This window comes from Rhodobacter sp. 4.3.4, assembly GCF_058724655.1.
Genome location: NZ_CM178967.1, coordinates 1,119,848 through 1,145,573, shown reverse-complemented (window position 1 = coordinate 1,145,573; position 25,726 = coordinate 1,119,848). Strand labels below are relative to the sequence as shown.

Here is a 25,726-nt window from a genome sequence, read left to right as displayed (position 1 = left end):
CTCCTCAATCGACGAACAGATAATCGGTCGCGGCGATGCGATGCGCAAGATCGGGCGCGATGCCCAGAAACGCCGCCAGCGGCGCGGCGTTCATCTCCGGGCTGTCGCCTTGGCGCATCCGCAGGAAGACCGGAAAACCGGCATCGCGCATCTGCTCGCTTTCGTGGCGCAGATCGTTGCGGATCGTCGGCAGGAGCCGGTCGAGCACCTCGGGCGGGGTCGTCTCGCCCGCCAGACCGACGCGGCGGGCATGGCCGATCAGATAGGCATCGGAAAAATCGCATTCGATTTCAAGCACCCGCAGCGTGCATTTGTCGGTGGCGAAATCCCGCATCAGCTCGATCGCCGCCGGATCGAGGCAGACCACCAGCCGGTCGGTCTGATGATAGTCGAACAACATCCGCAACAGCGCGCGGCGATGGCGGTTGCGCTTGTCCACCGACCGCTCGATGCCGCCCAGATCGGGCAGGCCGCCCTCTTCGTTGAAGATATACTCGACCGCCGCCAGCCCCGCCTGCTGGCGGACCTGCTCGACCAGACGTTTCGCCACATGCCATTTCTTGCACACGACCAGAAGCAGCGTGCGGTCACGGCCCAGACTGGCCTCGCGCTCCCAGAACCGCGGCGCGAAGCGGCGCCCCTCGCGGCCGCGCCCGGTCAGGAAGCTGAACAGCGCCCGCCCCTCGTTCGAGACGGTGAAGCTGACGCCGCGCTGCTGCCACAGGGCGCCCAGCCGCGCCTTCAGCTCCAGCGCATCGGGGCTGATCTTGCGCGCGAACAGGTAGTCTTGCGACACCAACAGGTCGTAATGGTCGTTGTAGAAGGTCACCGGCATGCCGTAATCGGTGAACATCAGGAAGGTCAGGGTGCGGCGGCGGATCTCGGCCTCGGGGACCAGATGCGGCACGAGGGTCTGAAAGAAGGTCTCGTCCGGGATCCAGGTGGTGCGGAAAAACCGCCGCACGTCGCGGCGGCGGGCGGCGAATGCGAGCACCGTCTCGACGGTGCTGCGGCGCAGGCACCACCATTGCGAGCCGATCATCATCTGCAGATCCGCAGGCACCCGCCGCGTCAGGCCAAGCCGCCTTTGCCATTCGAACGAGGTGTAGAACAGCTTCGTCTGCGTGCGTTCGTTGAACCAGTGCCGATAGGCGAGCCGTTCTTCCTTGAAGCCGGTCTTGATCCAGTCCGAGGCGTAGAAATCGAAACATTCGATGTAATCGGCGTCGTCGGCCTCCAGAAAGCGATGCGCATATTCCGCCGTCTTGATCTGCATGCAATCGCCCGAGAGCATGTAGACATGCGTCGCCTGGTCAAAGGCGGTCAGCGCCGCTTCGACCGCCTCGAGCGTCGCGGCGACAAGGCTCCATTCGCCCCAGCCGCATTTGTGCCGCTTGCGCGCGAAGGTGACGGCGGGGTTGGTCGCCAGCGCCTCGCGGATGCGGGCGTAATCGGCCTTGCTGGCGCGGGCATCGAAATGGATCGCGACGAAATCCCCCGCCGAGGTCAGCCGTTCGGCCTGCGCGATGATCCCGTCAGGGTCTTTGTGGGTCAGCAGGATGAAGGCGATTTTTGCCATATTGGAAACAAGCCGTGCCAGTTCTGCGCTATTCGCCTAGATACCGTCAAAGGACATTGAATAAACAGAGGTTCTTTGCTTCAAGGGAAGGAATTCTTGAAGAGTGGTGTGACAGGCTTGGCGCACTGCGACTGGAGGTTGACACCATGGGGTTTCCCGGCACCTGGATGACCGAGAGCGAGAGCGTCGTCTATCGGGTCGTTCCGAAATGCGCCTGCTCCTCGATCGGGCAGATCATGTTCTATTCCGATCACGGGCGGTTTTTCGACGGCGACATCCATGACAGCACGGCGGGGCTGCACAAATGGAGCCAGGAGCAGAGCCAAAAGCCGATCGAGGCGAATGTGAGGGCGCATAAATCCTATGCCTTCACCTGCGTGCGCAACCCCTATGCGCGGATCCTGTCGTCGTTCTTCGACAAGATCGCGGGGATTCAACGCAACGGCAAGCGCTACCGCGGCGCGCTGGTGCCGCAGCTCATTCAGAAATACGGCATCGATGTCGGCAGCCCGGAGAACGGCTTCGACTTCGATCAGGTGGCCTCGTTCCGCCGGTTTCTGCTGTTTGCGCGCGACACCATCCGCTGGCGCCGCCCGATGGAGCCCGACATCCACTGGTCGGCGATGGCGGGGCATATCTCGACCTTCATCGTCAACGGCGGGCGCTATGACCAAATTTTCTTCACCGAGAAATTCGACGAGGGGATGCAGGTCGTCTTGAACAACATCCAGACGCGCCATCCGGTCGATCTGAAGGCGGTGCCGAAGTTCAACGAAAGCGAGGGCCACGGGCCGAAGCGGGCGCATCCGGTCTCGGCCTATTTCGACGATCTGTCGCGGCATCTGGTCTGGGAAATCTATCGCAAGGATTTCCAGCTGTTCAAATACGATTTCGACAATCCCGACAACAAGCTGCCGGTGGGCGAGATCGATCTGGACGAGGTGCATGTGAAGCTGGGCGACTGAGGCCAGCCGCGCGGGGGCGCTGCCCCCGCCGAGGCGATGCCTCGGCCCCCCGGGATATTTGCGGCAAGATAAAGGGGAAGGTCAGGCGGGGCGCTTGCGCGCCTCGAACAGGACCTGGCCGCGCGGCAGCATCCGGTCGTGTTTCGTCAGATCCCAGCCCGCGGCGGCGGCCAGAACATCGCGCTCCAGCATATGCCGGGGCGGCCGGTCGGGATGGGTCACGACGCCATCGGGCTGGCGATATTGTGCCCCCGCCTGCGCCTCGGGCGCCAGAAACACCGTGAACAGAAAGACCTCCAGCCGCGGAAACCGGGCGAGGTTCGCCAGCGCGCGGGCCAGACAGTCACTTGGCAGATGCGGAAAGACCGCAAAGGCGATGGCATGGGTGATCGCCCCGGGCACACCCGGAAAGGCGAAGGCGTCATCCTCGATCAGCTGCGCGGGGTCAAGCCGCGCCGGGTCCGCCAGTTCCGCCGCATGGCCCGCCAGCATCAGATCGCGCGAGGCATCTGTGCCCCAGTAATGCCCCGGCTCAAGGAAGGCGACGGCCTTGCAGCCCAGACGAAGCGCCCCCGCGCCGATGTCGAGCAGATGATGGTGGGGCTGCATCCGCCCCACCTCGCACAGCGCCGCCATCTGCGCCCGCCCGGTCTCGTCCCAGCGCCCGCCGACGATGGCGCGGTGCCGCCCCTCGGCCAGCGCCTTGCCGTAGAAATCCGGCGCCAGATAGGGCGAGCGGCCCATGGATCAGAGCAGCCCGGCCTGTTTGAACTGCGCCAGAATGTCGGTTTCCGGCCGCGCGCCGTAATGGCTGATCACCTCGGCCGCGGCGATGCAGCCCATCTTGCCCGCGATCTCAAGGCTTTGCCCGGTGGCGATGCCATACAGGAACCCGGCCGCGAACTGATCGCCCGCCCCCGTCGCATCGACCGGCACCACCCGGGTCACCGGCACTTCCACCCGGTCTTCGCCGCGGATCACCACCACATCGGCGCCCGAGCGGGTGCAGACGACGAGCCCGCATTCGGACGCCGCCTGTTGCAGCGCGCTCTCCAGATCGGTCTGGTAGAGCGAGGCCCATTCGTGTTCATTGCCCAGCGCAAAATCCATCTCGTCCTTCACCAGACGGCGGAAGCTGTCGCGGTGGCGATCGACGCAGAACGGGTCGGACAGCGAGATCCCCGCCCGCCCGCCGCCGCGGTGGCAGCCCTGCGCCGCCTTCAGGAACCCCGCCTTGCCGTGATCCTTGTCGAAAAGATAGCCCTCAAGGAACAGGATTTCGGTGTTTTCAACGACTTCAAGCGGAACATCCTCGGTCGAAAGTTCCGCCGAAATCCCCAGATAGGTGTTCATCGACCGCTCGCCATCGGGGGTGACGAAGATCATCGAGCGCGACGAGGGCAGATCGGCGCCCTTCACCGGCGGGTTCGGGAAATCCGTGCCCTCGGCATTCAGCGCGGCCTTGTAGAAATGGCCCAAAGTGTCATCGGCGACGCGGCCAATGAAAGCCGCCGTCAGGCCAAGGTTGCCCAGCCCCGCGATGGTGTTGCCGACCGAGCCGCCCGGCGCCTCGGTGCGCTCGGCCATCGCGGCATAAAGCTTTTCGGCGCGGTCGCGGTCGATCAGCTGCATGATGCCCTTTTCGATGCCCATCGCGGCCAGGAATTCATCGTCGCATTGCGCGATCACATCGACGATGGCGTTGCCGATGCCGACAACCTGGTATTTCTTCATGCGGTCTTCTCCTCGTAACGGCACAGATCGCGGATCAGGCAATCGGCGCAGCGGGGTTTGCGGGCAGTGCAGATGTAGCGCCCGTGCAGGATCAGCCAGTGATGCGCATGGCGCTGAAATTCCACCGGCACATTGTCTTCGATCGCGCGCTCGACCGCATCGACATCCTTGCCCGGGCAGATGCCCGAGCGGTTGCCGACGCGGAAGATATGGGTGTCGACCGCCTGCGCCGGGTGCCCCCAGCCCATGTTCAGAACGACATTCGCCGTCTTGCGCCCGACACCGGGCAGGCTGACCAGCGCCGCGCGCGAGGACGGCACCTGACCGTCAAAACGCTCGACCAGCAGGCGCGAGAGCGCGATCACGTTCTTCGCCTTGGTGCGGTAAAGCCCGATCGAGCGGATATGTTCGGTCAGGCCTTCCTCGCCCAAGGCCAGCATCTTTTGCGGCGTGTCGGCCAGCGGCCAGAGGCCGCGCGTGGCCTTGTTCACCCCCACATCGGTCGCCTGCGCCGACAGCGCGACCGCGACCAGCAGGGTAAAGGCGTTCACATGCTCAAGCTCCCCCTCGGGATGCGGATTGGCCTCCGCGAAGCGGCGGAAGATCTCCTTCATCATGGGGTAATCAAGCTGTGCGACCATGGCCCCCCTTCTGCCCGCCGTTCCCGCACGGGGCAAGAGGGCGCGCGCAGGATTAACCGAATTCGACAAATTGCGGACAATTCGCCGCCGCCGTTAACGGTTCGTTGGCCGTGATGCGGAAAAATGGGGCGTCTTTGCGGGTGCAGGAGGTCACATGGATTACGGTTATCCGGTTTCGGTGCTGGGCTTCGACGCCGAGCGCGGGCTTTGGTCGCTTGATCATGATTTCGACACCGCCACGATGCTGTGGCAGCTTGTCCATGGCGCGGACGGGTCCGAATTGCGCAATGCGATGGGCCATGTCGTCGCCGCGGGGCAGATGACCGCCGATGTGCCCTTGCTGCTGCAAAAGCCGGGCGGCGGCACGATCCGGCTCGACCGGATCGAGATTGCCGGGGTGCTGTGCCTGTTCCTCGCCTCGGAACCGCTGACCCCCGGCATCGACTATGCCGAGGCCGTGCCCTTCGCCCTGCCCGCCCGCGCCGCCAGCCCCGAGGAAATCGCCACCCTGCCCTGCCTGGGCAGCGGCGCGCGGATCGCCACCGCCGAGGGTCCGACCCCGATCGACTGGCTGCGCCCGGGCGACCGGGTGCTGACGCGCGACTACGGCTATCAGCCGCTTTTGTGGGTGGGCCAGCACACGATGCCGCGCCGCGCCCCCCCCGAAACCCGGCCGTTGCGGCTCTCTGCCGCCTGTTTCGGCGAGGCTCTGCCGGAACGCGAGGTGCTGCTGTCGCCCGGAACCGGGGTGCTGCTGGCCGGGCACGAGCTTGACCTCTGGTTCGGCGAATCCGAGATGTTCGCCCGGGCCTGTCATGCGCAACCGATGGCCGAGGCCGGAACGGGGTCGCAAAAGCTTTATTCGATGCTCTTCGCCAGCCCGGAAATCGTGCTGGCCGAAGGCATGTGGGTCAGCTCGGTCCAGGCCGATGCCGCCTATCTCTCGCTGCTGCCCGACCGCCTCCGCGGCGCGATCGCCGCGCGCGTCGCCGCGGGCCATGCCGGTCCGGCCCGCCCCTGGCTTGAAGACTGGAAAGTGGCCATGTTCCGCCGCGAGCGGCTGGCCCGCGCCCGCCGCGTCGCCGCCTGACCCGCCGAAACCGCAGCTTTCGGGTCGCCCGGAGCGCGCGAACCGGGCTAGGATGGCGCAACGAAAGGCGTGCCCATGTCCGACCCGATCCCGCTTGAAGACCGCTATCACTACCGGCTGATCGCCCGGGCGATCGCTGAAATCGATGCCGCCCAGGCCGAGGCCCGGGCCGCGGGCCGGCCGGTGCAGATCCCGCTGGACGCGCTTGCGGCGCGGCTTGGGCTTTCGGCGGCGCATTTCCAGCGCGTCTTTTCCGCCTGGGCCGGGGTCTCGCCGAAACGCTACACGCAATATCTCTCGCTTGGCCTTGCGCGTGAATTGCTGGCACAGAAGCTGCCGCTTGATCAGGTCGCCCAGACCGCGGGGCTCTCTGCCCCCTCGCGGCTGCATGATCTGATCCTGCGCTGGGAGGCGATGACACCGGGCGAGCTGGCCGCGGGCGGGGCCGGGCTGCTGATCCGCTGGGGCCGGTTCGACAGCCCCTTCGGCCCGGTGCTGGGGTTTGGCACCGACCGCGGCCTGTGCGGCCTTGCCTTCACCGAGGAGATCGGCGCCGACGCCGCCTTTGCCGACATGGTCGCGCGCTGGCCCGGGGCGCGGCTGCGCGAAGACCCGGCGCCGCTGGCGGGCTGGGTCGCGGCGGCCTTCGGCACCGGCGGTGAAGCGCGGCTTTGCGTCCTTGGCGCCCCCTTTCAGATCAAGGTCTGGGAGGCGCTTCTGGCCATCCCCTCGGGCGAGGTCCGCAGCTATTCCGACATCGCCGCCCGCATCGGCAGCCCGCGCGCGGTGCGGGCGGTGGGCACGGCGGTCGGGCGCAACCCGGTCGCGGTGCTGATCCCCTGCCACCGGGTGCTGCGCGCCTCGGGGGGGCTGGGCGGCTATCACTGGGGGCTGGGGCTGAAACGGGCGCTGCTGGCGCGCGAGGCGGCCAGACATGACGCCAGACACGAAGCCGGGCTCTGACCGTCTCGCCGGAAATTGATGCGCAAGAATCCGCCCAATGCGCAGAGGGCATGGAACCGCGACGAAAATCTGAGGTAGACTGAGGTGAACGGCCGCGAGGGCCGCAAGCACAAGGGCAGCTCCATGACCAAGACCTCCACCCTCCTTCTCGCCTGCACCGGGCTTTTCGCGCTTTCCGCCTGCACCGAGCCCTACAGCCAAGGCTACAGCGGATCGTCGAGCGCCGATCCCAATGCCAACATGCGCGGCGGCGCGATCACCGGGGCGCTGATCGGCGGCGTTCTGGGCGCCACCAGCAATGGCGACGAGAAACTGGAAAAGGCCGCCGCCGGGGCGATCGTCGGCGGGCTGATCGGCGGCGCCATCGGCAACCAGCTGGACAAGCAGGCGCAGGAGCTGCGCCGGGATCTGGACACCACCGGCGTCTCGGTCGTGCGTCAGGGCGACCGTCTGGTGGTGACGATGCCGCAAGACGTGCTCTTTGCCGTCGACAGCGCCGCCGTGCGCCCCGATCTGCAACGCGATCTGTACACGCTGGCGGGCAGCCTGAACCGCTATCCCGACACCACCGTCGATGTCGTCGGCCACACCGATTCCGATGGCGACGCCGCCTATAACCAGCGCCTGTCGCAAGACCGTGCCAATTCGGTGGCCAATCTGCTGATCGGCGCCGGGGTGCCGCGCTATCGCGTCGTGGCTTACGGCCGCGGCGAAGAACAGCCGGTGGCCTCGAACCTGAGCGCCGCGGGCAAGGCGCAAAACCGCCGCGTCGAATTCATCATCCGCCCGAACCGCTGAGCCGGTCCGCCAAAGTGATGCTGCATCAGGCCGGGCCCCCGCCCGGCCTGACCATTTTCCATTGCCCGGCTTTTCCATTGGTCATAGTTTCTGACCACGGGAGAGAGACATGCCATTCCAGAAGATCGAATCCGAGAAACTTGCCTCGGCCGTCGTGCGCCAGATCGAGAATCTGATCGTCGAGGGCGTGCTGCGCCCCGGCGAGCGGCTGCCGTCGGAACGCGAATTGTCCGAACGCCTTGCGGTGTCGCGGCCCTCGCTGCGCGAGGCGGTGGCCGAGTTGCAGCAGGAGGGCCTGCTGACCACCCGCGCCGGATCGGGGATCTTCGTCGCCGAGGTGCTGGGCTCGGCCTTTTCGCCCGCGCTGATCCGGCTTTTTGCCCGCAACGATCAGGCGGTCTTCGACTATCTCGCCTTCCGGCGCGACCTTGAGGGGATGGCGGCGGAACGCGCCGCGAAGATGGGCTCGGACACCGATCTGAAGGTGATCGACGCGATCCTGACGCGGATGGAGGCGGCGCATGGCAAGCGCAACCCGGCCGACGAGGCGGCGCTGGATGCACAGTTCCACATGGCGATCGTCGAGGCGAGCCACAACATCATCATGCTGCACATGATGCGGGCGATGTTCGACCTGTTGTCCGAAGGCGTGTTTTACAACCGCCAGATCATGTTCCGCAACCGCTCCACCCGCGAGGCGCTGCTGGACCAGCACCGGGCGATCAACGCGGCGATTCAGGCGCGCGACGGCCTTGCGGCGCGGGCGGCGGTGGCGGTGCATATGGATTTCGTCGAACTGGCGCTGACCGAATTGCGCAAGGCCGAACGCCACGAGGCCCTGGCCCGGCTGCGGTTGAATCATCAAAGCGCGAAAGCGCCGTAACCGCGGCGCGCTCAGTCCCGCGGCGGCGGCGGCAGGGCCGGATCGCGCAGGCATTTCGCCAGCGGCAGCGCTTTCAGGCTGGCGATCGACAGCACCTCGCCCTCGGCGGCGCGGCCATAATCGCCCGCGGCACAGGCGCAGCCATAGCCGTAAGACCCATTCGTCGCGACCCATTCATCGCCGAATTCGGCCTCTGACCAGTCAAGCTCTTCCCAGCCGCCGACCTCAAGCGACCCCTGCGAGGCGAACCACCAGTCCCCCTCGGCGTCGGTCAGGTAGAAATTCCCCGGCGTCGGATTGACGAACCAGCCGCAGCGGGTTTCCGACCGGGCCTCGGCGCAAGCCGCCCCGGCGCTCAGCACCAGCAGCCCCGCCAGCACCAGGGTTCTACGCAATCAGACCTCCGTCATTGTCATCGCCCGCCTCGACCAGCAGCCGCTCCATGTCGGGCACGGTGACATGACGCTTCCCCTCCAGCTCGATCACCCCGTCGCGTTTGAGCGCCGACATCTGCCGGCTGACGGTTTCGAGCGTCAGCCCCAGATAATCCGCCATCGCCTCGCGCGTCAGCGGCAGATCGAAGGTCAGACGGCCGCGCATCTTGCGGTGACGAATCGACGCATCGCGGCGCGCGACGATCGACAGAAGCGAGGCGATCTTCTCGCGCGCGGTCTTGCGACCGAGCAAAAGCATCCATTCGCGCGCCGCATCCAGCTCGTCCAAAGTCATCTGCAACAGCCGCTGCGCGATATGCGGCGTGCGCTCCATCATCTCCTCGAAGGGCTTGCGGCGGAAGCAGCACATCAGGATATCGGTCGTCGCGGTGACGTTGTAAGCGGCGCGGTCGCGGCCAGGTCTTCCAACGAAATCAGAGGGTAAGAGCAATCCCACCATCTGCGTGCGGCCATCTTCGAGGGTCTGGGTCAGGGTCGCGATCCCCGACACGACCGAGGCGACGAAGTCCATCTTGTCGCCCGACCAGATCACCGTCTGACCCGCTTCGAAGCTCCGGTAATACTTCGCGCCCTCGAGTTCATCGAGTTCGGAACTCTCGCATCTGGCGCAGACGGCCCGGTGTCTGATCGGGCAATCTCCGCACTGCAGCGAGACCGGATGAGCGTCGTCGTGAGACATTGCCTTGCTTGATTTGGGTCAATACTTTGTGCGCGTCGTGAAGGATACAATACGCCCATGAAACATGAATCGCAACTCGCCCGGCTCGGCCTCTTCGACGCCAAGGTGCCCCGCTACACCAGCTACCCGACCGCACCCCATTTTTCCAAGGATATCGGCCCCTCGCAGTTCATCGAGTGGATCGAGGCGATTCCGGCGGGGGCGTCGATCTCGCTTTACATGCACGTGCCCTTCTGTCGGCGGCTGTGCTGGTTCTGCGCCTGCCGCACCCAGGGCACGCAGACCGATGCGCCGGTGAAGACCTATGCCGAGACGCTGATCAAAGAGGTGGCGATGCTGAAATCGCACCTCGCGCCGGGGGTGAAGCTCTCGCGTCTGCATTGGGGCGGCGGCACCGCGACGCTGCTGCCGGCCGACTCGATGCGCAAGATCGCCGAAGCCGTGTTCGAAGCCGTGCCGCTGGGCGAGAACGGCGAATTCTCGGTCGAGATCGACCCGAACGAGATCGACGACGAACGCATGGATGCGCTGGCGCAATCGGGGATGAACCGGGCCTCGGTCGGCATTCAGGATTTCGACCCCTTCATCCAGTCGGTGATCGGTCGCGAGCAGACCTTCGAAGTGACGAAGATGGTCGTCGACATGATCCGCGACCGTGGCATCAACAGCCTGAACGCCGACATCCTTTACGGGCTGCCGCATCAGACGCCGCAGAAGATGACCGAAAGCGTCGAAAAGGTGCTGTCGCTGAAGCCCGACCGGGTGGCGTTTTACGGCTATGCGCATGTGCCGTGGATGTCGCGCCGTCAGTCGCTCATTCCGTCAGAAAACCTGCCCACCCCGCCCGAGCGGCTGGAGCTGTTCCACCTCTCGCGCGAGCTTTTCACCAAGGCGGGCTATGACGTGATCGGCATCGACCACTTCGCGCTGCCGCATGACGGTCTGGCCACCGCGCTCAAGGCGGGCAAGCTGCGCCGCAACTTCCAGGGCTACACCGACGATCAGGCCGAGGCTCTGGTGGGGCTGGGCGCCTCGTCGATCTCGCGCTTCCCGCAAGGCTTTGCGCAGAACGAAAGCCCGACCGGCACCTATACGGCGGCGATCCGCGAGGGCAAATTCTCGACCCACCGCGGTTTTGTGTTCTCGAAAGAAGACCTGATGCGCGGCCGTCTGATCGAGATGCTGATGTGCGACTTCAAGGCCGACAAGGCCGAGCTGGTCGACCAATGGGGCGCCGATCCGGCGGTTCTGGATGCCGAATTTGCCTCTTGCGTCGCGAAATTCGAAGACATGGTGGTGGTGACCGAGGCGGGGCTGGAAATCCCCGAGCACGGCCGCCCGCTGACGCGGATGATCGCGCGTCACTTCGATGCCTATGACCTCTCGAAAGCCGGGCACAGCTCGGCGATCTGAGGGCACTTCCATAACAAGGGAAGGGCAGACTGGGCGCCGCAAGGCGCCCATTTCTTTTCCGACCGCTTCGGGCTGGCTTTTTCGCGCAAAGGGCGTAGACTGGCCGAAACCAGCACAGGAGGGATGTTTGTCGGATCTTGCGCGCCTCCGGGCCGGGGTTTGCCGGGCGGTCTGACCGCCGAAGCCTCGTGCCCCCTGAATGTCACCGGCGCCCTGGCGCCTGTCTTTCAGTGTCCTGCGAGGAACACCTTCATGACCGACACTTTCCCGCTCGCCGATCTCGGCTGGGCGTCCGATTTCCTGCGTCAACTCACGCTTGACGAACTTGCCACCCTCACCCCCTGCCGCATCAGCGCGGTGCATCGCACCCGGATCGCGGCGCTCTGCGCCACCGGGCCGCTCTCGCTTCTCCCGCCCGCGGAGCTCTCCACCGCCGAAATTGCCGTCGGCGATTGGGGCTTGTGCGACGGGACCCGGCTTTGGCGCCTGCTCACGCGGCGCAGCACGCTGGCCCGCCGCGCCGCGGGCACCGGGGCGGACCGGCAGCTGATCGCCGCCAATGTCGACACGCTCTTCATCGTCACCTCCTGCAACGCCGATTTCAACCCGGCCCGGATCGAGCGCTATCTGGCACTCGCCCGCGCCGCCGCGGTCGCCCCGGTGCTGGTGCTGACCAAGGCCGACACCATCCCCGATCCCGTGGTCTGGCAGGACCGCGCAGCAGTGATCGACCGCCGCGTGCCGGTCGTGCCGCTGGACGCCCGCGCCCCGGGGGATCGGCTGTCGGACTGGTGCCGACCCGGGCAGACGGTGGCGCTGCTCGGCTCTTCGGGGGTCGGAAAGACCACGCTTGCCAATGCCTTGACCGGCGCGGATCAGGCGACGGCGGCAATCCGCGAAGACGATGCGAAGGGCCGCCACACCACCACCGGGCGGCATCTGCACCGGCTTGCGCGGGGCGGCTGGCTGATCGACACGCCCGGCATGCGGGAATTGCGGCTCAGCGATGCCGGGGCGGGGATCGCCGCGACCTTCGACGATCTCGACGCGCTGGCGGGGGCGTGCCGCTTTGCCGATTGCCGCCATCAGACCGAACCGGGCTGCGCGGTGCAGGCGGCGATCGCCACGGGGACGGTCGATCCGGCGCGGCTGGCGCGTTGGCAAAAGCTGCGCCGCGAGGATCGGATCAACTCCGAGACCCTGGCCGAGGCCCATGCCCGCGACCGTGCCTTCGGCAAGATAACCCGGGCCGCGCTGCGCGACAAATCCCGTCTGCGCGGCGACTGACGCCGGTTCGGGGGCCGGTGGGGGCATCGCCCCCACCGCGCCCGACGCGCGGCGGGCTTGCCCGCCCAAGGCGGGCGCCCCCGGATCTCAGCTCAACGTGCCGCCCGCGGTTTCGACAAAGCGGATCAGCCGCGGCAGGCACTGGCGTTCCAGATCATATTTCGCCACCACCGAGGCCCGCGCCGCCCGGCGCATTTCCAGATAGGCCTCGGGCCGCGCCAGCGCATCGATCAGCGCCGCCGACCAGCCCTTGATGTCGAAGAAATCGACCAGCCGCCCGTTCACCCCGTCCTCGATCACCTCGCGCAGCGGCGCCGTGTCCGAACCCACCACCATCGCCCCCGCCGACATCGCCTCCATCAAGGACCAGCTGAGCACAAAGGGATAGGTCAGATAGGCATGCACCCGGCCGATCTGCATGATCGTGATGAAATCGGCATAGGGCACCCGGCCCAGAAAATGCACCCGGCTCAGATCCAGCCGATCCTTGACCTCATCAAGGAATTTCTGCTTCCACGAGCCCTCGGGCGGGGCGGCGCCATAGCTTTGCCCCTCCTCGCCGATGATCAGCACCTGCGCCCCGGGCCGCGCCGCCAGCACATCGGGCAGCGCGCGCATGAAGGTGTGATAGCCGCGATAGGGTTCAAGCGAGCGGTTGATGAAGGTCACCACCTCGTCGCCCGCGCAGAGCGTCAGGCTGGTGCCCGGTACGGTATAGCGCGCCGCGGGGTTGGGCGTCAGACGCGCCGTGTTCACCCCGTCATGGCAGACGGTGATCTTGGCGCGCAGCTCGGGCGGAAAGGTCGAGGCCTGAAATTCCGTGGGCGAGAGCGCGGCATCCGCCTGCACGATCGACTGGATCAGATGCGCCGAGCGCGCCGTGGTGGACATCCGGTTTTCCAGCCCGGGTCTGGCGAATTCCGGGTCGAAATCGGTATCGAGCCCGGTGGTCTGATACATCAGCTCGGCATAGATCAGCAGCTTCGCCTCGGGCCAGACCTCGCGCAGGAACAGCGTCTCGCCCCAGCCCGGATGGCCGAAGATCACATCGGGCACATAATCGTGGCGCGTGCGCAACTGCCGCGCCGCAAGGGCCGCGCGCAGGCCGCGCTCGCTCACCTCGGCATACATTTTCGTCAGCCGCGGCTCCAGCTTCACCGCGGCGGGCTTGCGGTATTTCACCACCTTCACCGGCGCGGGGCGGGAGTTTGTTTCCGCAGTCAGCGCCAGAACCTCGTGGCCGCGGGCCGCCAGCGCGGGGGCAAGATGGGGAAACTGGCCGGGAAAATTCTGATGGACGAACAGGATCTTCATGCAGGTTTTCCCAAAGCCGCGGCGATCAGCGCGCGGGTATACCCGGTCACGGGGGTTTCGAAAATCTGCGCCGCGGGACCGGCCTCGACCACATCGCCTTCCTTCATCACCATGATCTTGTGGGCCATCGCCCGCACCACCCGCAGATCGTGGCTGATGAACAGATAAGCCAGCCCGTGCCGGCGCTGCAGATCGCGCAACAAATCGACGATCTGCACCTGCACCGTCATGTCGAGCGCCGAGGTCGGCTCGTCCAGCACGACGACGCGCGGCCGCAGGATCATCGCCCGGGCAATCGCGATGCGCTGGCGCTGACCGCCGCTGAACTCATGCGGGTAGCGCGCCATCGCCGCGGGATCGAGCCCGACCTCGGCCATGATCTCCGCCACCATCTCGCGCCGGTTGCGCCCCGGTTCGACGCCATGCACGCTCAGCCCCTCGGCGATGATCTGCTCGATCGTCATGCGGGGGCTCAGACTGCCGAACGGGTCCTGAAACACGATCTGCATGTCGCGGCGCAGGGGCCGCAGCTGCTTTGACTGCCAGCGCGAAATGTCCTGCCCGGCGAAGCGGATCGGGCCTTCGCTCTCGATCAGCCGCATCAGGGCGAGCGCGAGCGTGGTTTTGCCTGAGCCGGATTCCCCCACGATGCCAAGGGTTTCCCCCGCCCGCACCGTCAGGCTTGCGTCCTTGACCGCCTTCACATGGCCAATGGTGCGGCGCAACAGCCCGCGCTTGATCGGAAACCAGACCTTCAGCGCCTCGGTCGACAGCAGGGTTTCCGCGCCCTCCGGCACCGGCTCGGCCCGGCCCACCGGCTCCGCCGCCAGCAGCTTTTTCGTGTAAGCATGCTGCGGATTGGCGAAAATCTCCTCGGTCGGACCCTGTTCGACAATCTCGCCCTGGCGCATCACGCAGACCCGGTCGGCGATGCGGCGCACCACCCCCAGATCATGGCTGATGAACAGAAGGCTCATCCCCAGATCGCGCTTCAGTTCCGCCAGAAGCTCGAGGATCTGCGCCTGAATCGTCACATCCAGCGCGGTGGTCGGCTCGTCCGCCACCAGCAGCTCCGGCCCGTTCGCCAGCGCCATCGCGATCATCACCCGCTGGCGCTGCCCGCCCGAGAGCTGATGCGGCAGATCGCCCAGACGGCTTTCCGGGGTCGAAATGCCGACCCGGGTCAGAAGCTCGATGATCCGCGCCCGCGCCGCGGCACCGCTCAGCCCCTGATGCAGCGCCAAGCTCTCGCCGATCTGTTTTTCGATCGAATGCAAGGGGTTGAGCGAGGTCATCGGCTCCTGGAAAATGAAGCTGATGTCATTGCCGCGCACCGCGCGCAGGGCGGGTTCCTCCGCCCCCACCATCTCGCGGCCCAGATAGCGGACCGAACCCTGAACCCGCGCATTCGGCCCCAGAAGCGACACCGTGGACAGCGCCGTGACCGACTTGCCCGAGCCGGATTCCCCCACCAGCGCCACGGTCTCGCCCTTGGCCACGGTGAAGCTGACGCCCTTGACGGCGGGGATCTCGCGCCCCTCCTGACGGAAGCTGACGCGCAGATTTTCGACGGAAAGAACGGCAGTCATTTGAACACCTTGCGCGGGTCAAAGGCGTCGCGCAGGCCCTCGAAGACGAAGACGAGCAGCGAGAGCATGGTGGCGAAGGTGAAAAAGGCGGTGAAGGCGAGCCAGGGCGCCTGCAGATGCTGTTTCGCCTGCAGCGCCAGTTCCCCAAGCGAGGGCGCCGAGGAGGGCAGCCCGTAGCCAAGATAATCGAGCGTCGCCAGCCCCGAGATCGCCCCGGTGATGACAAAGGGCAGCATGGTGATGGTGGCGACCATCGCATTGGGCAGGATGTGGCGGACCATGATGACGCGATCGGAAACCCCCAAGGCGCGGGCGGCGCGGACATATTCGAAATTGCGCGCGCGCAGGAACTCGGCCCGGACAACGCCGGTCAGCGCGGGCCAGCCAAAGAGGATCGTCACGCCGACCAGCAGCCAGAACGAGCGGCCAAGGATCGCAAACAGGATGATGATGACGTAAAGCGAGGGGGTGGAGGACCAGATTTCCAAGAGCCGCTGGAAGATCAGATCGACCTTGCCGCCGAAATAGCCCTGCACCGCCCCGGCCGCGATGCCAAGGACCGAGGAGACCGAGGCGACGATCAGCGCAAAGGCGACCGAGATGCGGAAGCCATAGATCACCCGCGCCGCCACATCGCGCGCCGTGTCGTCGGTGCCCAGCCAATGGTCGCGGTCGGGGGCCGAGGGCGCGGTGCCGACATCGTTGATCGTGCGGTAGTGATAGGGAATGACCGGCCAGATCATCCAGCCTTTTTCAATGGCTTCGCCGCCGACGGTGCCGCTCGTCTCGGCCTCTTTCCGGGTCTCCTCGGGGGTATCCCAGCACTCCTGCCGCCCGCCGGTGACGATCAGGCATTGCACGGCGGGGTCGGTATAGATCGCCTCGGTGCGGAAATCGCCGCCAAAGGCGGTTTCGGGGTAGAACTGATAGACCGGAAAGAAAAATTCGCCCCGATACCGCACCACGATCGGGTGATCATTGGCAATGAGTTCGGCAAAGAGCGACAGGAGGAACAGCGTCGAAAAGACGATCAGCGACCAGAAGGCACGACGGTTGGCGCGGAAGTTGCGCCACCGGCGCTGCGCAAGGGGGGACAGGGGCATCAACCGGCCCTCCGCTCGAAGTCGATGCGCGGATCGACAAGGGTATAGGTGATGTCGGAGAGGATCCCGATCACCAGCGAAATCAGCCCGAAGGCGTAAAGCGATCCAAAAACAACGGGATAGTCACGCTCAACCGCGGCCTGATAGCCCAGCAGGCCCAGCCCGTCGAGCGAGAACATCGTCTCGATGATCAGAGAGCCGGAGAAGAGGACCGACAGGAACAGACCCGGGAACCCCGCAATGACGATCAGCATGGCGTTGCGGAAGACATGGCCGTAAAGCACGCGGGATTCCGTCAGCCCCTTGGCGCGGGCGGTCATCACATATTGCTTGTTGATCTCGTCCAGGAAGGAATTCTTCGTCAGAAGCGTCAGCGTGACGAAGCTTGAGAGCGTGATCGCGATGGTGGGCAGGCAGATGTGCCAGAGGTAATCGAGCACCTTGCCGCCCAGCGAAAGCGTGTCGAAATCATCCGAGGTCAGCCCGCGCAGCGGGAAGATCTTCCAGTAGCTGCCGCCCGCGAAGAGCACCATCAGCAGAACGGAAAACACAAGCGTCGGAATGGCATAGGCAACGATGATCGCCGCCGAAGTCCAGGTGTCGAAGCTGGTGCCGTCCTTCACCGCCTTGCGGATGCCAAGCGGGATCGAGATCAGATAGGCCAGCAGCGTCGACCACAGGCCGAGCGAGATCGAGACCGGCAGCTTCTCGATCACCAGATCGACCACCGACTTGTTCTTGAAGAAACTGTCGCCGAAATCGAAGACAAGATAATCGCCGATCATCTTGAAAAAGCGTTCATATGCCGGGATCTTTTCGCGCGTGCAGGCCGGGTCCTTCAGGTTCGGCGTGCCGGTGAAGCCCTCGGCGCAGGTGATGCGCGAAAAGCCCATCTGCACCTCGAGCTGTGCCAGCAGGTCGGGGGAAATTCCCCTTGCACCCTGATAGCCCATGTCCTCGGCCGATTGTTGCTGCCCCGCATCGGCGCCGCCGGTCAGGTTGCGCGTCGCATCGGACTCGCCCTGCACCCGGGCGATGATGCTTTCGATCGGCCCCCCGGGCACGAATTGCGTCAGCGCGAAATTGATCAGCATGATGCCGAAAAGCGTCGGCACAACCAGCATCAACCGCCGCAGGATATAGGCGCCCATCGTTCCCTTGCCTTGCAGTCTTGCAACTTTTCCGCGTGCAAAAGCCTTAGAGCGCCCCTGCCGCTTTCAGTTTTGCAGCCTTCTCGGCGTTATACCACCAGAAGTCCAGCTCTCCCAGCGCATAGGGCGGCAGCGTCTCGGGGTGGTCGTAGATGTCGTAATAGGCGACGGTGTGGCTGTCCTTGTACCATTGCGGCACCCAGAATTGCAGCGCCCGCAACGCCCGGTCAAGCGCATGGACCCGGGGGATCAGCTCTTCCCGGCTGGTCGCCTCCTCGACCTTGCGGATCAGCGCATCGATGGCCGGATTGGCGATGCCCGCCAGGTTGAAGGCATCCGCCGTCGCGGCCGAGCCGAAATATTGCTGCAGACCGGCGCCGGGCAACAGCTCCTGGCCGAAATGGCCGGTGATCAGGTCGAAATCATGCCGCGCCTTGCGTTCCTGATGCTGCGCATCATCGACGCGCAGATGCACCGCATCCACCCCCAGCGCGCGCAGGTTTTCAACATAAGGATTGATCACCCGATCAAAAGTCTGGCTGTCGTTAATGAATTCGACATGCAACAGCTCGCCCTTGGCGTTGCGCCGCATCCCGTCCGCGCCCACGACCCAGCCCGCCGCATCCAGCAGCGCCGCCGCCTTGCGCATGTTGCCCCGATCCAGCTGGCGCTTGCCCGACACCGGCGCCATCACCGCCGGATCGGTCAGAACGCCCTCGGGCAGGTCCTTGGCAAGGGGGGTCAGCAGCGCCAGCTCCTCGGCCGAGGGCGTGCCCGTCGCCGCCAGATCCGAGTTTTCCCAGGGCGAATTGATCCGCGCATAAAGCCCGTAAAACAGCGTCTCGTTCGACCAGTCGAAGTTGAACATCAGCCCCAGCGCCTGCCGCACCCGGATATCCTGAAACTTCTCGCGCCGCAGGTTGATCGCCCAGCCCTGCCCGTTCGCCACGCTGCCATCCTTCAGCTGCGCCTTGACCACATGCCCCGCCTGCACCGCCGGGAACGCATATTGCGTCGCCCAGATGATCGAGCTGGCCTCGTTGCGGAAGGTGTAGCTGCCCGCCTTGAACCCCTCGAAGGCGGATTGGTAATCGCCGTAATATTCGACGCGGATGCGGTCGAAATTGGCGCGTCCGAGATTGATCGGCAGCTTTTCCCCCCAATAGGCGGGGTTGCGCTTCCAGACCACGGTCTGGCCCATCTTGAAACTGTCAAGCATGTAGGGCCCCGAGCCGATCAGCGCCACCGGCACCGGCTTGGCGAGATCGATCTTGTCGCGGGTGAACTGCGCCTTCGAAAACACCGGGAAGCTGCCCGCCGACTGGATGATGTCGCGCTTCGGATAATCGGATTTGAAGGTGAACTTGATCCGGCGCGCGTCCAGCACCTCGACCGCGGCGATCTGCTGCGCAACGACGGCGCGGAAGCTCGACAAGCCCTTGTCGCGCATCGTTTCATAGGAAAACAGCACGTCTTCGATCGCCAGCGGCGTGCCGTCGGAAAAGGTGATGCCGGGGCGCAGGGTGAAGATCACCCAATCGCGCGAGGGCGGATATTCGAAACTTTCGCACAGCAGGCAATAGGCCTCACCCACCGTATCCGCGGTGCCGGTCAGCATGCTTTCCTGCGGCGCGCTGGACAAGGGCGCGGCCCGGCCCTCGATCGTGTAGGGGTTGAAGTTGTCAAAACCGTAGGGCGTCCATTCGGAAATCTCGCCGCCCTTCGGCGCCTTCGGGTTAACATAGTCCAGATGCTTGAAATCGGCCGGATATTTCACCGTGCCAAGGGTGGCGATCGCCGCTGCGGTGATCGTGTCGCCCGCGCGCAGCGGACCGGCAAGACCCGAGGCCAGACATAAAGCCAGAAGCCCGCCCCCCAGCGCCCGGAGCATCTCCCCCCGCCGATCCCGCACCGCCACCAGACCTGCCGTTTTCGCCATCGCTCTCTCCCCTTTTGTCCCACTAAAGGGCGAAGGCGGCGCCGGGGCAAGTTGCAAAGATGTGAGGGCAAAAGGAAAGGGCCGCACCTTGCGGCACGGCCCCGGACATCTGCGACGGCGCGGCGCTCAGCGCGGCAGCGAATACAGATAGGCGATGACATTGGCGCGGTCGGCAGCTTCGGGCAGACCGATGAAGGACATCTTGGTGCCGGGGACTTCGGCTTTCGGGCTGACCAGATAGATGTCGAGACGCTCGGGCGTCCAGTTGCCGACATGGTTCTTCATCGCGGTCGAATATTTGAAGCCTTCGACGGTGGCGGTGGCGCGGCCGACAACCCCGTTCAGATGCGGGCCGACGGCGTTCTTGCCATCGATCTTGTGGCAGGCCTTGCAGGTCTTGCTGAACTTCTCTTCGCCGGCTTTCGCATCGCCGGTGATCAGGGCCGGATCGACCTCGACATAGGCGGGCGGCGGCGGCGCGGCGGGCTCGGCCGGGGCGGCAGCCTCGGTGGTCTCGGCGGCGGGGGCGGCAGCGGCGGGCGCCTTGGCGGGCATCGCGGCCTCGTCGACCGAGGGCAGCAGGGCTCTTCCGTCCGCACCGACCGCAACGGCGGTGGCAGGCCGCGTCGCGAAGAGCGAGTTGGAAAGCATGTAGATGAACCCGTAGAACAGAGCCACGGCGAACAGCGTGACCCCAATCTTCGTGACGTGCGTCTTGACGAGCATGGCTCCCCCGGCGGTTGGCATGTGCGGTTGGCGCATCTACGCGCTTCGACCATCACATTTCAAGGTTCATTCGCGCTCCAAATTGCGTTTGGGGCGCGATAAAAAGGCGCGGATCAGGGGCTTGACGGCAGATCGGCGCTTTTCTTGGCCCGGTCTTTGCGACATCAAGGGGGCGGATCGACTGTGAGGGGAATGCAGGCATGGCGGGAAATGGCGTGATCGCCTTTCAGGGGGAGTTGGGGGCCTATTCGCATGAGGCGGCAAACCGGGCGCGACCGGGGATGGCGCCGCTGCCCTGCGCCACCTTCGAGGAGGTGATCGATGCCGTGCGCGAAGGCCGGGCCGAGCTGGCGATGCTGCCGGTCGAAAACTCGACCTATGGCCGGGTCGCCGACATTCACCGGCTGCTGCCGGAATCGGGGCTGCATATCCTGGACGAGCATTTCCTGCGCGTGCGCATCGCGCTGATGAGCCTGCCGGGCAGAACGCTGAGCGATATCAAGCTTGTGCGGGCACATCTGGTGCTTTTGCCGCAATCGGCCCGGTTCCTGCGCACGCATGGCATCGCCGGTCATGCCGCCGCCGACAGCGCGGGCGCCGCGGCGGAACTGACGCGCGCGCAGACCCCGGCCGAGGGGGTTCTGGCCTCGGAACTGGCCGCCTCGATCTACGGGCTCGAGGTGCTCGCCCGCAACATCGAGGATCACGGCCACAACACCACCCGCTTCCTGGTCATGGGCCGCGAGCCCGACGCGCGCCGCCGCGCCGACCGGATGATGACCACCTTCGTCTTCGAGGTGCGCAACATTCCGGCCGCGCTTTACAAGGCGATGGGCGGCTTTGCGACGAATGGCGTGAACATGACCAAGCTGGAAAGCTACATGCTCGACGGCTCCTTCACCGCGACGCAGTTCTACGCCGATATCGAGGGCCACCCCGAGGATGACAACGTCCGCCTCGCGCTGGACGAGCTGCGCTATTTCACCTCTTATCTGCACATCCTGGGCACCTATCCGGCCGATCCGCGCCGTCACGAATGACGAAGGGGGGCCTTGCCCCCCGTCCTTCGGACTCCCCCCAGCGTATTTTTGCCAAGAAAAAACCGCCGTTTGTTTTTGGAAGAACCACGCCGCGGGGGTGGATTGGCCCAGGCCAAGAGGGGGGCGCGCAGCCCCCCCTAGCCTTGCCTTGCCCCTGCCCCGCCGCTCAGGCGGCGCGGCTTTCCAGATCGCGCAGGAAGCTCTTGATCCGTTCGTCATAGCGGCGGTCAAGCTTGGCCCGGCCAAGCCGCGCCGATTGCAGCAATAGCCGCCCGCCCAGCGTGCGCGGCTTGATCTCGAGCAGCGTCGACATCCGGCTGCGGCGCGGCGCCAGCGCGGTGAATTCCAGCACCAGCCGCACCTCGAACCCCGCCGAGAGGCCGCAGTAATCGATCCGCACCGGCGCCTCGTAGCGGGTGACCTCGACAGCCATCTGCCGCGGCTTGCCGCGCAGCCGGAACCCCACCTCCCAGGACAGGCCCGCGCCCTTGTCGGTCAGCGAATCGAGCCTGCGCATCACCACGCCTTTTTTCAGCGCGGCGCGTTCCAGCGCGGGAATGTCGGTGAGCTGTGCGAAAAGCCTGTCGGCGGGCAGGGCCACGTCGACGCGGTTGCTGAATTTCATGCCTGCCTCCCATGAGGTGACCGCTTCGGTCACCCGATTCCCTTGCCGAAAGCCCCCGCGGCTGTCAATCGGCCTGAGTGGCCAGCCAATCGTGCAACATCCAGCGCGCCACAGTGCCGGGCCGCGGCGGGCGGATAGCGGGGTCCTGGCCCGCCAGAATCGCCGCAAGCCGCCCCCGGCCGACCCAGAGCGCCGCCTCGATTTCCACCGGATCAAGGGTGATCGCCCCGGCGGCCGCCTCGCCCGCGCAGCCAAGCATCAGCGAGCCCGGAAACGGCCAGGGCTGCGCGACCAGAAACCGCACCGCGCCGACGCGGATCCCGGTTTCCTCGAAGACCTCGCGCCGGACCGCCGCCGCCGGGGTCTCTCCCGGTTCCATGAAGCCCGCCGGACAGGAATGCAGCCCCTCGGGCCAGCCCGGGCTGCGTGCCAGAAGCACCTGATCCACGCGGGTGATCCGCATGATCACCACCGGATCGATGCGCGGGAAGTGGACCCGGCCGCAGGCCGGGCAAGCGCGCTGCCACCCGGCCTCGCGGATATTCGTGGCGGTGCCGCAGGCCGGGCAGAAGCCGTGGAACCGGTGCCAGACAAAAAGCCCGCGCGCGGTCGCCGCCAGTTCCGCCGCGCGCGGACAAAGCCGCGGCAGCATCCAACGCAGATCGGCGCGGTCGGCCCCCGCGGGCGCCGCCGTCTCGGGCAGATCGAGCGCGAAGACCGGCGCCGTGCCGATCAGGCCCAGAAACAGCCGCGGCACAGCGTCGTATCCCGCGCTCGGCACCGACCAAAGGCCAAGCCCGGTGACCGGATCGGCGGCCGTGCCCTCGGGCGCCATCAGCACATCGCCTGCGACAAAGCCGATGCAGCGCGCCGCCGGATCGGCCCAAAGCGCCGCCTGCGCCGCGGGATCGGCGCGCAGCTTCGCCGCGCGGTCAAGCGCGGGCCCCGCCTCGGGCCCGGTAAAACCCAGAAATTCCTGCAAGTTCACAGCCGTCATCGCCCCATTTCGCCGCTGTCGCGGCGGTTGTGGCATGGGCGGGGTCGCTTGACCAGTCCCGCCCCGCGCCTCCGGCCCCTTGCGGGGGTGACTCCCGCGCCTCCGGCCCCTTGCGGGGGTGACTCAGGTGCCCGATGTCCCCCTTGTTGCGGCGGCGCTGAAATTTGCGGCACCGCCCCCGAAAACGGGCTTCGTTTCGGATCATCGCCGGATTTTGCGCCACCGTCGCGCCCCGGTCATGCCCTTGCCGGTTCCCCTTGGCGCCGCGCCGCGGCAGGATCAGGAAAAGAAGAAAAGTCCGACAGGGGACCCGCAACGCAAGGTGCAAAACCAAGACCGCACCGCAAGGTGCAAAAGCGACGAGGCACCGCAAGGTGCAGACCCGTTCGGCCGCGCGCGGCGGCCTTGGGGCGACGTGGCCTCCTCCTCCCGGCCATGTCGCCCCGACGACCCTCAGCGTCGGGACGCGAAGAAGGTCTTCAGCAGCCGTTCCGCGGGCTCGGCGGCGATGCCGTCATAGACCTCGGGGACATGGTGGCATTGCGGATGCGCGAAGATCCGCGGCCCCTGCGCCACGCCGCCCGATTTCGGATCGCCCGCACCGTAATAAAGCCGCGCAATCCGCGCCGCCGACAGCGCCGCGGCACACATCGGACAGGGTTCGAGCGTGACATAAAGATCATGGCCCACCAGCCGCTCGGAGCCCGAAGCCGCGCAAGCCGCGCGAATGGCAAGGATTTCCGCATGCGCTGTGGGATCGTTCAGCTCGCGGGTGCGGTTGCCCGCCCGCGCCACGACGCGACCATCGGGGGCGACGATCACCGCCCCCACCGGAACTTCGCCGCGCCTCGCGGCGGCCTCGGCCTCGGCAAGCGCGGCCTGCATGTGGCTTTTGAACTGCATCGCCCTTCATCGCCCGCAACGCCTGCCCGATCAAGCCGCTTTCCAAACCGGCGCAAGAGGTGTAGGAAGGCACCTCCGCCCGCGATGGTCGCGCGCCCCCTCCCCCTGAAGGATCGGTCATGACAGATACGAATGAAACCCCCGCCCCGACTCCGGCTGCTGCTGCCGAACGCATCGCCAAGGTGATTGCGCGCTCGGGCGTCGCCTCGCGCCGCGATGCGGAAAAGATGATCCTCGCGGGCCGGGTGACGGTGAATGGCAAGAAGGTCGACAGCCCGGCGCTGGATGTGAAGCCCGCCGACAAGGTGGCGATTGACGGCAAGCCGATCGACGCGCCGCAGGAAACCCGGCTTTGGCTTTATTACAAACCGCTCGGCCTCGTGACGACCGAGAAGGACGAACAGGGCCGGCGCACGATTTTCGACGAGATGCCCGAGGAAATGCCGCGGGTGCTGAATGTCGGCCGGCTTGACCTCAATTCCGAGGGCCTGCTGCTTTTGACCAATGACGGCGGGCTGAAACGGCGGCTCGAGCTGCCGGAAACCGGCTGGCTGCGCAAATACCGCGTGCGGGTGAACGGCCGCCCGACGACCGAGACCTTTGATCCCTTGCGCCGCGGCATCACCATCGACGGCGAGGATTTCCAGCCGATGGAGGTGTCGCTGGACCGTCAGCAGGGCGCGAATGCCTGGCTGACCGTGGGCATCCGCGAGGGCAAGAACCGCGAGATCCGCCGCGCCATGGGCGAAGTGGGCATGACGGTGAACCGGCTGATCCGGGTCAGCTACGGGCCGTTCCGGCTCAATGACATGCAGCCCGGCGACGTGGTCGAGGTGAAGCGCAAGATGCTGCGCGACCAGCTGGGCGACCGGCTTTTGCTGGGGGTCGAGGACGGCAAGCCGCCGCGCTCGGAGCGGATGGCGCCGAAGCCCGGGGCCCGCAGGCCGCGCCCCGAAGGCGGCGAGGGCGAGGCGCGCAAGGGCTTTGGCCGTCAGCGCGATTTCGCCGGAGCAGAGGGTGATCGCAAGCCGAAATCCTTCGGGATGAAATCGCATCGCGAGGATGGGGATCGCAAGCCCTTTGGTCGTCGTGAAGATGGCGAGCGCAAACCTTTCGCTGCCCGTCGCGAAGACGGCGAGCGCAAGTCCTTTGGTCCGCGCGACGGCGAGAAGAAACCCTATGCCCGCCGCGAGGATGGCGACCGCAAGCCCTACGCGCCCCGCGACGGCGAGAAGAAACCCTACGCCCGTCGTGACGATGGCGACCGCAAGCCCTACGCTCCGCGCGATGGCGAGAAGAAACCCTTCGCCCGCCGCGAAGACGGGGACCGCAAGCCCTACGCTCCGCGCGATGGCGAGAAGAAGCCCTATGCCCGCCGCGAAGAGGGCGACCGCAAGCCCTACGCTCCGCGCGATGGCGAGAAGAAGCCCTATGCCCGCCGCGAGGATGGCGACCGCAAGCCCTACGCCCCGCGCGATGGCGAGAAGAAGCCCTATGCCCGCCGCGACGATGGCGACCGCAAGCCCTATGCGCCCCGCGATGGCGAGGGGGCCAAATCCTTCGGCCCGCGTGGCGGCAAGCCCGGCTTCAAATCTGCGGGCTTCAAGAGCCATGGCGGCAAACCGGGCGGAAAGCCGCGCTCGGAAGGGTTCAAGAGCCATTCGGGCGGCGACAAACGGCCCTTCGGCGGCAAGCCCGGCCCGAAACGCGGCTGATCCCGCGCGGCAAGCCCCTTCAAACCTGGCCCGGTTGCGCCTACCTTGAGCGCAACCGACCACCCGCGGAGGGCCCATGTCGCGCAAAACCATGCAAACCATCGCTTTCGGACTGCTTCTGGCGCTGATCTTCTCGG

The 25,726-nt window shown here is 66.1% G+C and carries 24 protein-coding genes; 9 read left to right on the top strand and 15 right to left on the bottom strand.

Annotated features, from left to right (window positions below; all coding sequences use genetic code 11):
• Positions 1-4: 4 nt before the first annotated feature.
• On the bottom strand, positions 5-1,579 hold the full coding sequence (locus AC4PTB_RS05500; RefSeq protein ID WP_492192068.1) for a DUF5928 domain-containing protein: 1,575 nt from the start codon (positions 1,577-1,579) through the stop codon (positions 5-7).
• A gap of 146 nt (positions 1,580-1,725) precedes the next feature.
• On the opposite strand from AC4PTB_RS05500, the gene AC4PTB_RS05495 reads away from it, so the two are divergent.
• On the top strand, positions 1,726-2,544 hold the full coding sequence (locus tag AC4PTB_RS05495; RefSeq protein ID WP_492192067.1) for a sulfotransferase family protein: 819 nt from the start codon (positions 1,726-1,728) through the stop codon (positions 2,542-2,544).
• An 81-nt stretch (positions 2,545-2,625) separates the two neighbouring features.
• On the opposite strand, the gene AC4PTB_RS05490 is transcribed toward AC4PTB_RS05495, so the two are convergent.
• From AC4PTB_RS05490 to nth, 3 genes are read right to left on the bottom strand one after another with little or no spacing between them, the layout of a single operon-like run.
• Positions 2,626-3,288, bottom strand: a complete 663-nt coding sequence (locus AC4PTB_RS05490; protein WP_492192066.1) for a class I SAM-dependent methyltransferase — start codon at positions 3,286-3,288, stop codon at positions 2,626-2,628.
• A 3-nt stretch (positions 3,289-3,291) separates the two neighbouring features.
• Complete coding sequence (locus AC4PTB_RS05485) at positions 3,292-4,278, bottom strand: adenosine kinase (RefSeq protein ID WP_492192065.1); 987 nt, start codon at positions 4,276-4,278, stop codon at positions 3,292-3,294.
• Entirely contained in the window at positions 4,275-4,919 is a 645-nt protein-coding gene (gene nth / locus AC4PTB_RS05480) for an endonuclease III (protein WP_492192064.1), read from the bottom strand. Before nth ends, AC4PTB_RS05485 begins: the two co-directional genes overlap by 4 nt.
• A gap of 154 nt (positions 4,920-5,073) precedes the next feature.
• Between nth and AC4PTB_RS05475 the strand changes: the two genes are divergently transcribed.
• The 4 genes from AC4PTB_RS05475 (at position 5,074) to AC4PTB_RS05460 (ending at position 8,653) form a co-directional block, all read left to right on the top strand.
• Complete coding sequence (locus AC4PTB_RS05475) at positions 5,074-6,009, top strand: Hint domain-containing protein (RefSeq protein WP_492192063.1); 936 nt, start codon at positions 5,074-5,076, stop codon at positions 6,007-6,009.
• Positions 6,010-6,084: 75 nt separating this feature from the next.
• Positions 6,085-6,972 (top strand): methylated-DNA--[protein]-cysteine S-methyltransferase, encoded by an 888-nt coding sequence (locus tag AC4PTB_RS05470; RefSeq protein ID WP_492192062.1) that lies wholly within the window; start codon positions 6,085-6,087, stop codon positions 6,970-6,972.
• Between the two features lie 123 nt (positions 6,973-7,095).
• Positions 7,096-7,770, top strand: coding sequence for a YiaD family glycine zipper/OmpA-like lipoprotein (locus AC4PTB_RS05465; protein WP_492192061.1), 675 nt, complete (start codon positions 7,096-7,098; stop codon positions 7,768-7,770).
• Positions 7,771-7,879: 109 nt separating this feature from the next.
• Positions 7,880-8,653 (top strand): FadR/GntR family transcriptional regulator, encoded by a 774-nt coding sequence (locus tag AC4PTB_RS05460; protein WP_492192060.1) that lies wholly within the window; start codon positions 7,880-7,882, stop codon positions 8,651-8,653.
• Between the two features lie 11 nt (positions 8,654-8,664).
• On the opposite strand, the gene AC4PTB_RS05455 is transcribed toward AC4PTB_RS05460, so the two are convergent.
• Together AC4PTB_RS05455 and fnrL are read right to left on the bottom strand one after the other, a co-directional pair.
• Positions 8,665-9,048, bottom strand: a complete 384-nt coding sequence (locus AC4PTB_RS05455; protein ID WP_492192059.1) for a DUF4087 domain-containing protein — start codon at positions 9,046-9,048, stop codon at positions 8,665-8,667.
• Complete coding sequence (fnrL, locus tag AC4PTB_RS05450; protein WP_055212649.1) at positions 9,041-9,787, bottom strand: transcriptional regulator FnrL; 747 nt, start codon at positions 9,785-9,787, stop codon at positions 9,041-9,043. Before fnrL ends, AC4PTB_RS05455 begins: the two co-directional genes overlap by 8 nt.
• Before the next feature lie 57 nt (positions 9,788-9,844).
• Here fnrL and hemN point away from each other — a divergent pair, with 57 nt between their 5' ends.
• The gene (gene hemN / locus AC4PTB_RS05445) at positions 9,845-11,200 is read left to right on the top strand and encodes an oxygen-independent coproporphyrinogen III oxidase (RefSeq protein WP_492192058.1); all 1,356 of its coding nucleotides are present in this window, start codon (positions 9,845-9,847) and stop codon (positions 11,198-11,200) included.
• 252 nt (positions 11,201-11,452) lie between these two features.
• Positions 11,453-12,487, top strand: a complete 1,035-nt coding sequence (gene rsgA, locus AC4PTB_RS05440; protein WP_492192057.1) for a ribosome small subunit-dependent GTPase A — start codon at positions 11,453-11,455, stop codon at positions 12,485-12,487.
• Positions 12,488-12,574: 87 nt separating this feature from the next.
• Here the strand turns inward: rsgA and AC4PTB_RS05435 are convergent, their stop codons facing one another.
• The 6 genes from AC4PTB_RS05435 to AC4PTB_RS05410 all read right to left on the bottom strand — a co-directional run bounded on the left by AC4PTB_RS05435 (position 12,575) and on the right by AC4PTB_RS05410 (position 20,309).
• A complete protein-coding gene (locus AC4PTB_RS05435) occupies positions 12,575-13,801 on the bottom strand; it encodes a glycosyltransferase (RefSeq protein WP_492192056.1) in 1,227 nt (408 codons plus the stop codon).
• Entirely contained in the window at positions 13,798-15,390 is a 1,593-nt protein-coding gene (locus AC4PTB_RS05430) for an ABC transporter ATP-binding protein (RefSeq protein ID WP_492192055.1), read from the bottom strand. Before AC4PTB_RS05430 ends, AC4PTB_RS05435 begins: the two co-directional genes overlap by 4 nt.
• Positions 15,387-16,493 carry an ABC transporter permease gene (locus tag AC4PTB_RS05425; RefSeq protein WP_492192054.1) on the bottom strand — a complete coding sequence of 369 codons (1,107 nt, stop codon included), beginning with the start codon at positions 16,491-16,493 and terminating at the stop codon, positions 15,387-15,389. Before AC4PTB_RS05425 ends, AC4PTB_RS05430 begins: the two co-directional genes overlap by 4 nt.
• Entirely contained in the window at positions 16,493-17,644 is a 1,152-nt protein-coding gene (locus tag AC4PTB_RS05420) for a microcin C ABC transporter permease YejB (RefSeq protein WP_492192053.1), read from the bottom strand. Before AC4PTB_RS05420 ends, AC4PTB_RS05425 begins: the two co-directional genes overlap by 1 nt.
• 46 nt (positions 17,645-17,690) lie before the next feature.
• Positions 17,691-19,583 carry an extracellular solute-binding protein gene (locus AC4PTB_RS05415; protein ID WP_492192052.1) on the bottom strand — a complete coding sequence of 631 codons (1,893 nt, stop codon included), beginning with the start codon at positions 19,581-19,583 and terminating at the stop codon, positions 17,691-17,693.
• 126 nt (positions 19,584-19,709) lie between these two features.
• Positions 19,710-20,309, bottom strand: a complete 600-nt coding sequence (locus tag AC4PTB_RS05410; RefSeq protein ID WP_492192051.1) for a c-type cytochrome — start codon at positions 20,307-20,309, stop codon at positions 19,710-19,712.
• A 200-nt stretch (positions 20,310-20,509) separates the two neighbouring features.
• On the opposite strand from AC4PTB_RS05410, the gene AC4PTB_RS05405 reads away from it, so the two are divergent.
• Positions 20,510-21,349 (top strand): prephenate dehydratase, encoded by an 840-nt coding sequence (locus AC4PTB_RS05405; protein WP_492192050.1) that lies wholly within the window; start codon positions 20,510-20,512, stop codon positions 21,347-21,349.
• A gap of 166 nt (positions 21,350-21,515) precedes the next feature.
• On the opposite strand, the gene AC4PTB_RS05400 is transcribed toward AC4PTB_RS05405, so the two are convergent.
• The 3 genes from AC4PTB_RS05400 to AC4PTB_RS05390 form a co-directional block, all read right to left on the bottom strand.
• Positions 21,516-21,974: an SRPBCC family protein gene (locus AC4PTB_RS05400; RefSeq protein ID WP_492192049.1), complete on the bottom strand. Its 459-nt coding sequence runs from the start codon at positions 21,972-21,974 to the stop codon at positions 21,516-21,518.
• A gap of 64 nt (positions 21,975-22,038) precedes the next feature.
• Entirely contained in the window at positions 22,039-22,971 is a 933-nt protein-coding gene (gene nudC / locus AC4PTB_RS05395; protein WP_492192048.1) for an NAD(+) diphosphatase, read from the bottom strand.
• Positions 22,972-23,424: 453 nt separating this feature from the next.
• On the bottom strand, positions 23,425-23,874 hold the full coding sequence (locus AC4PTB_RS05390) for a nucleoside deaminase (RefSeq protein WP_492192047.1): 450 nt from the start codon (positions 23,872-23,874) through the stop codon (positions 23,425-23,427).
• A gap of 119 nt (positions 23,875-23,993) precedes the next feature.
• Between AC4PTB_RS05390 and AC4PTB_RS05385 the strand changes: the two genes are divergently transcribed.
• Positions 23,994-25,589 carry a pseudouridine synthase gene (locus AC4PTB_RS05385; protein WP_492192046.1) on the top strand — a complete coding sequence of 532 codons (1,596 nt, stop codon included), beginning with the start codon at positions 23,994-23,996 and terminating at the stop codon, positions 25,587-25,589.
• Positions 25,590-25,726: the final 137 nt, after the last annotated feature.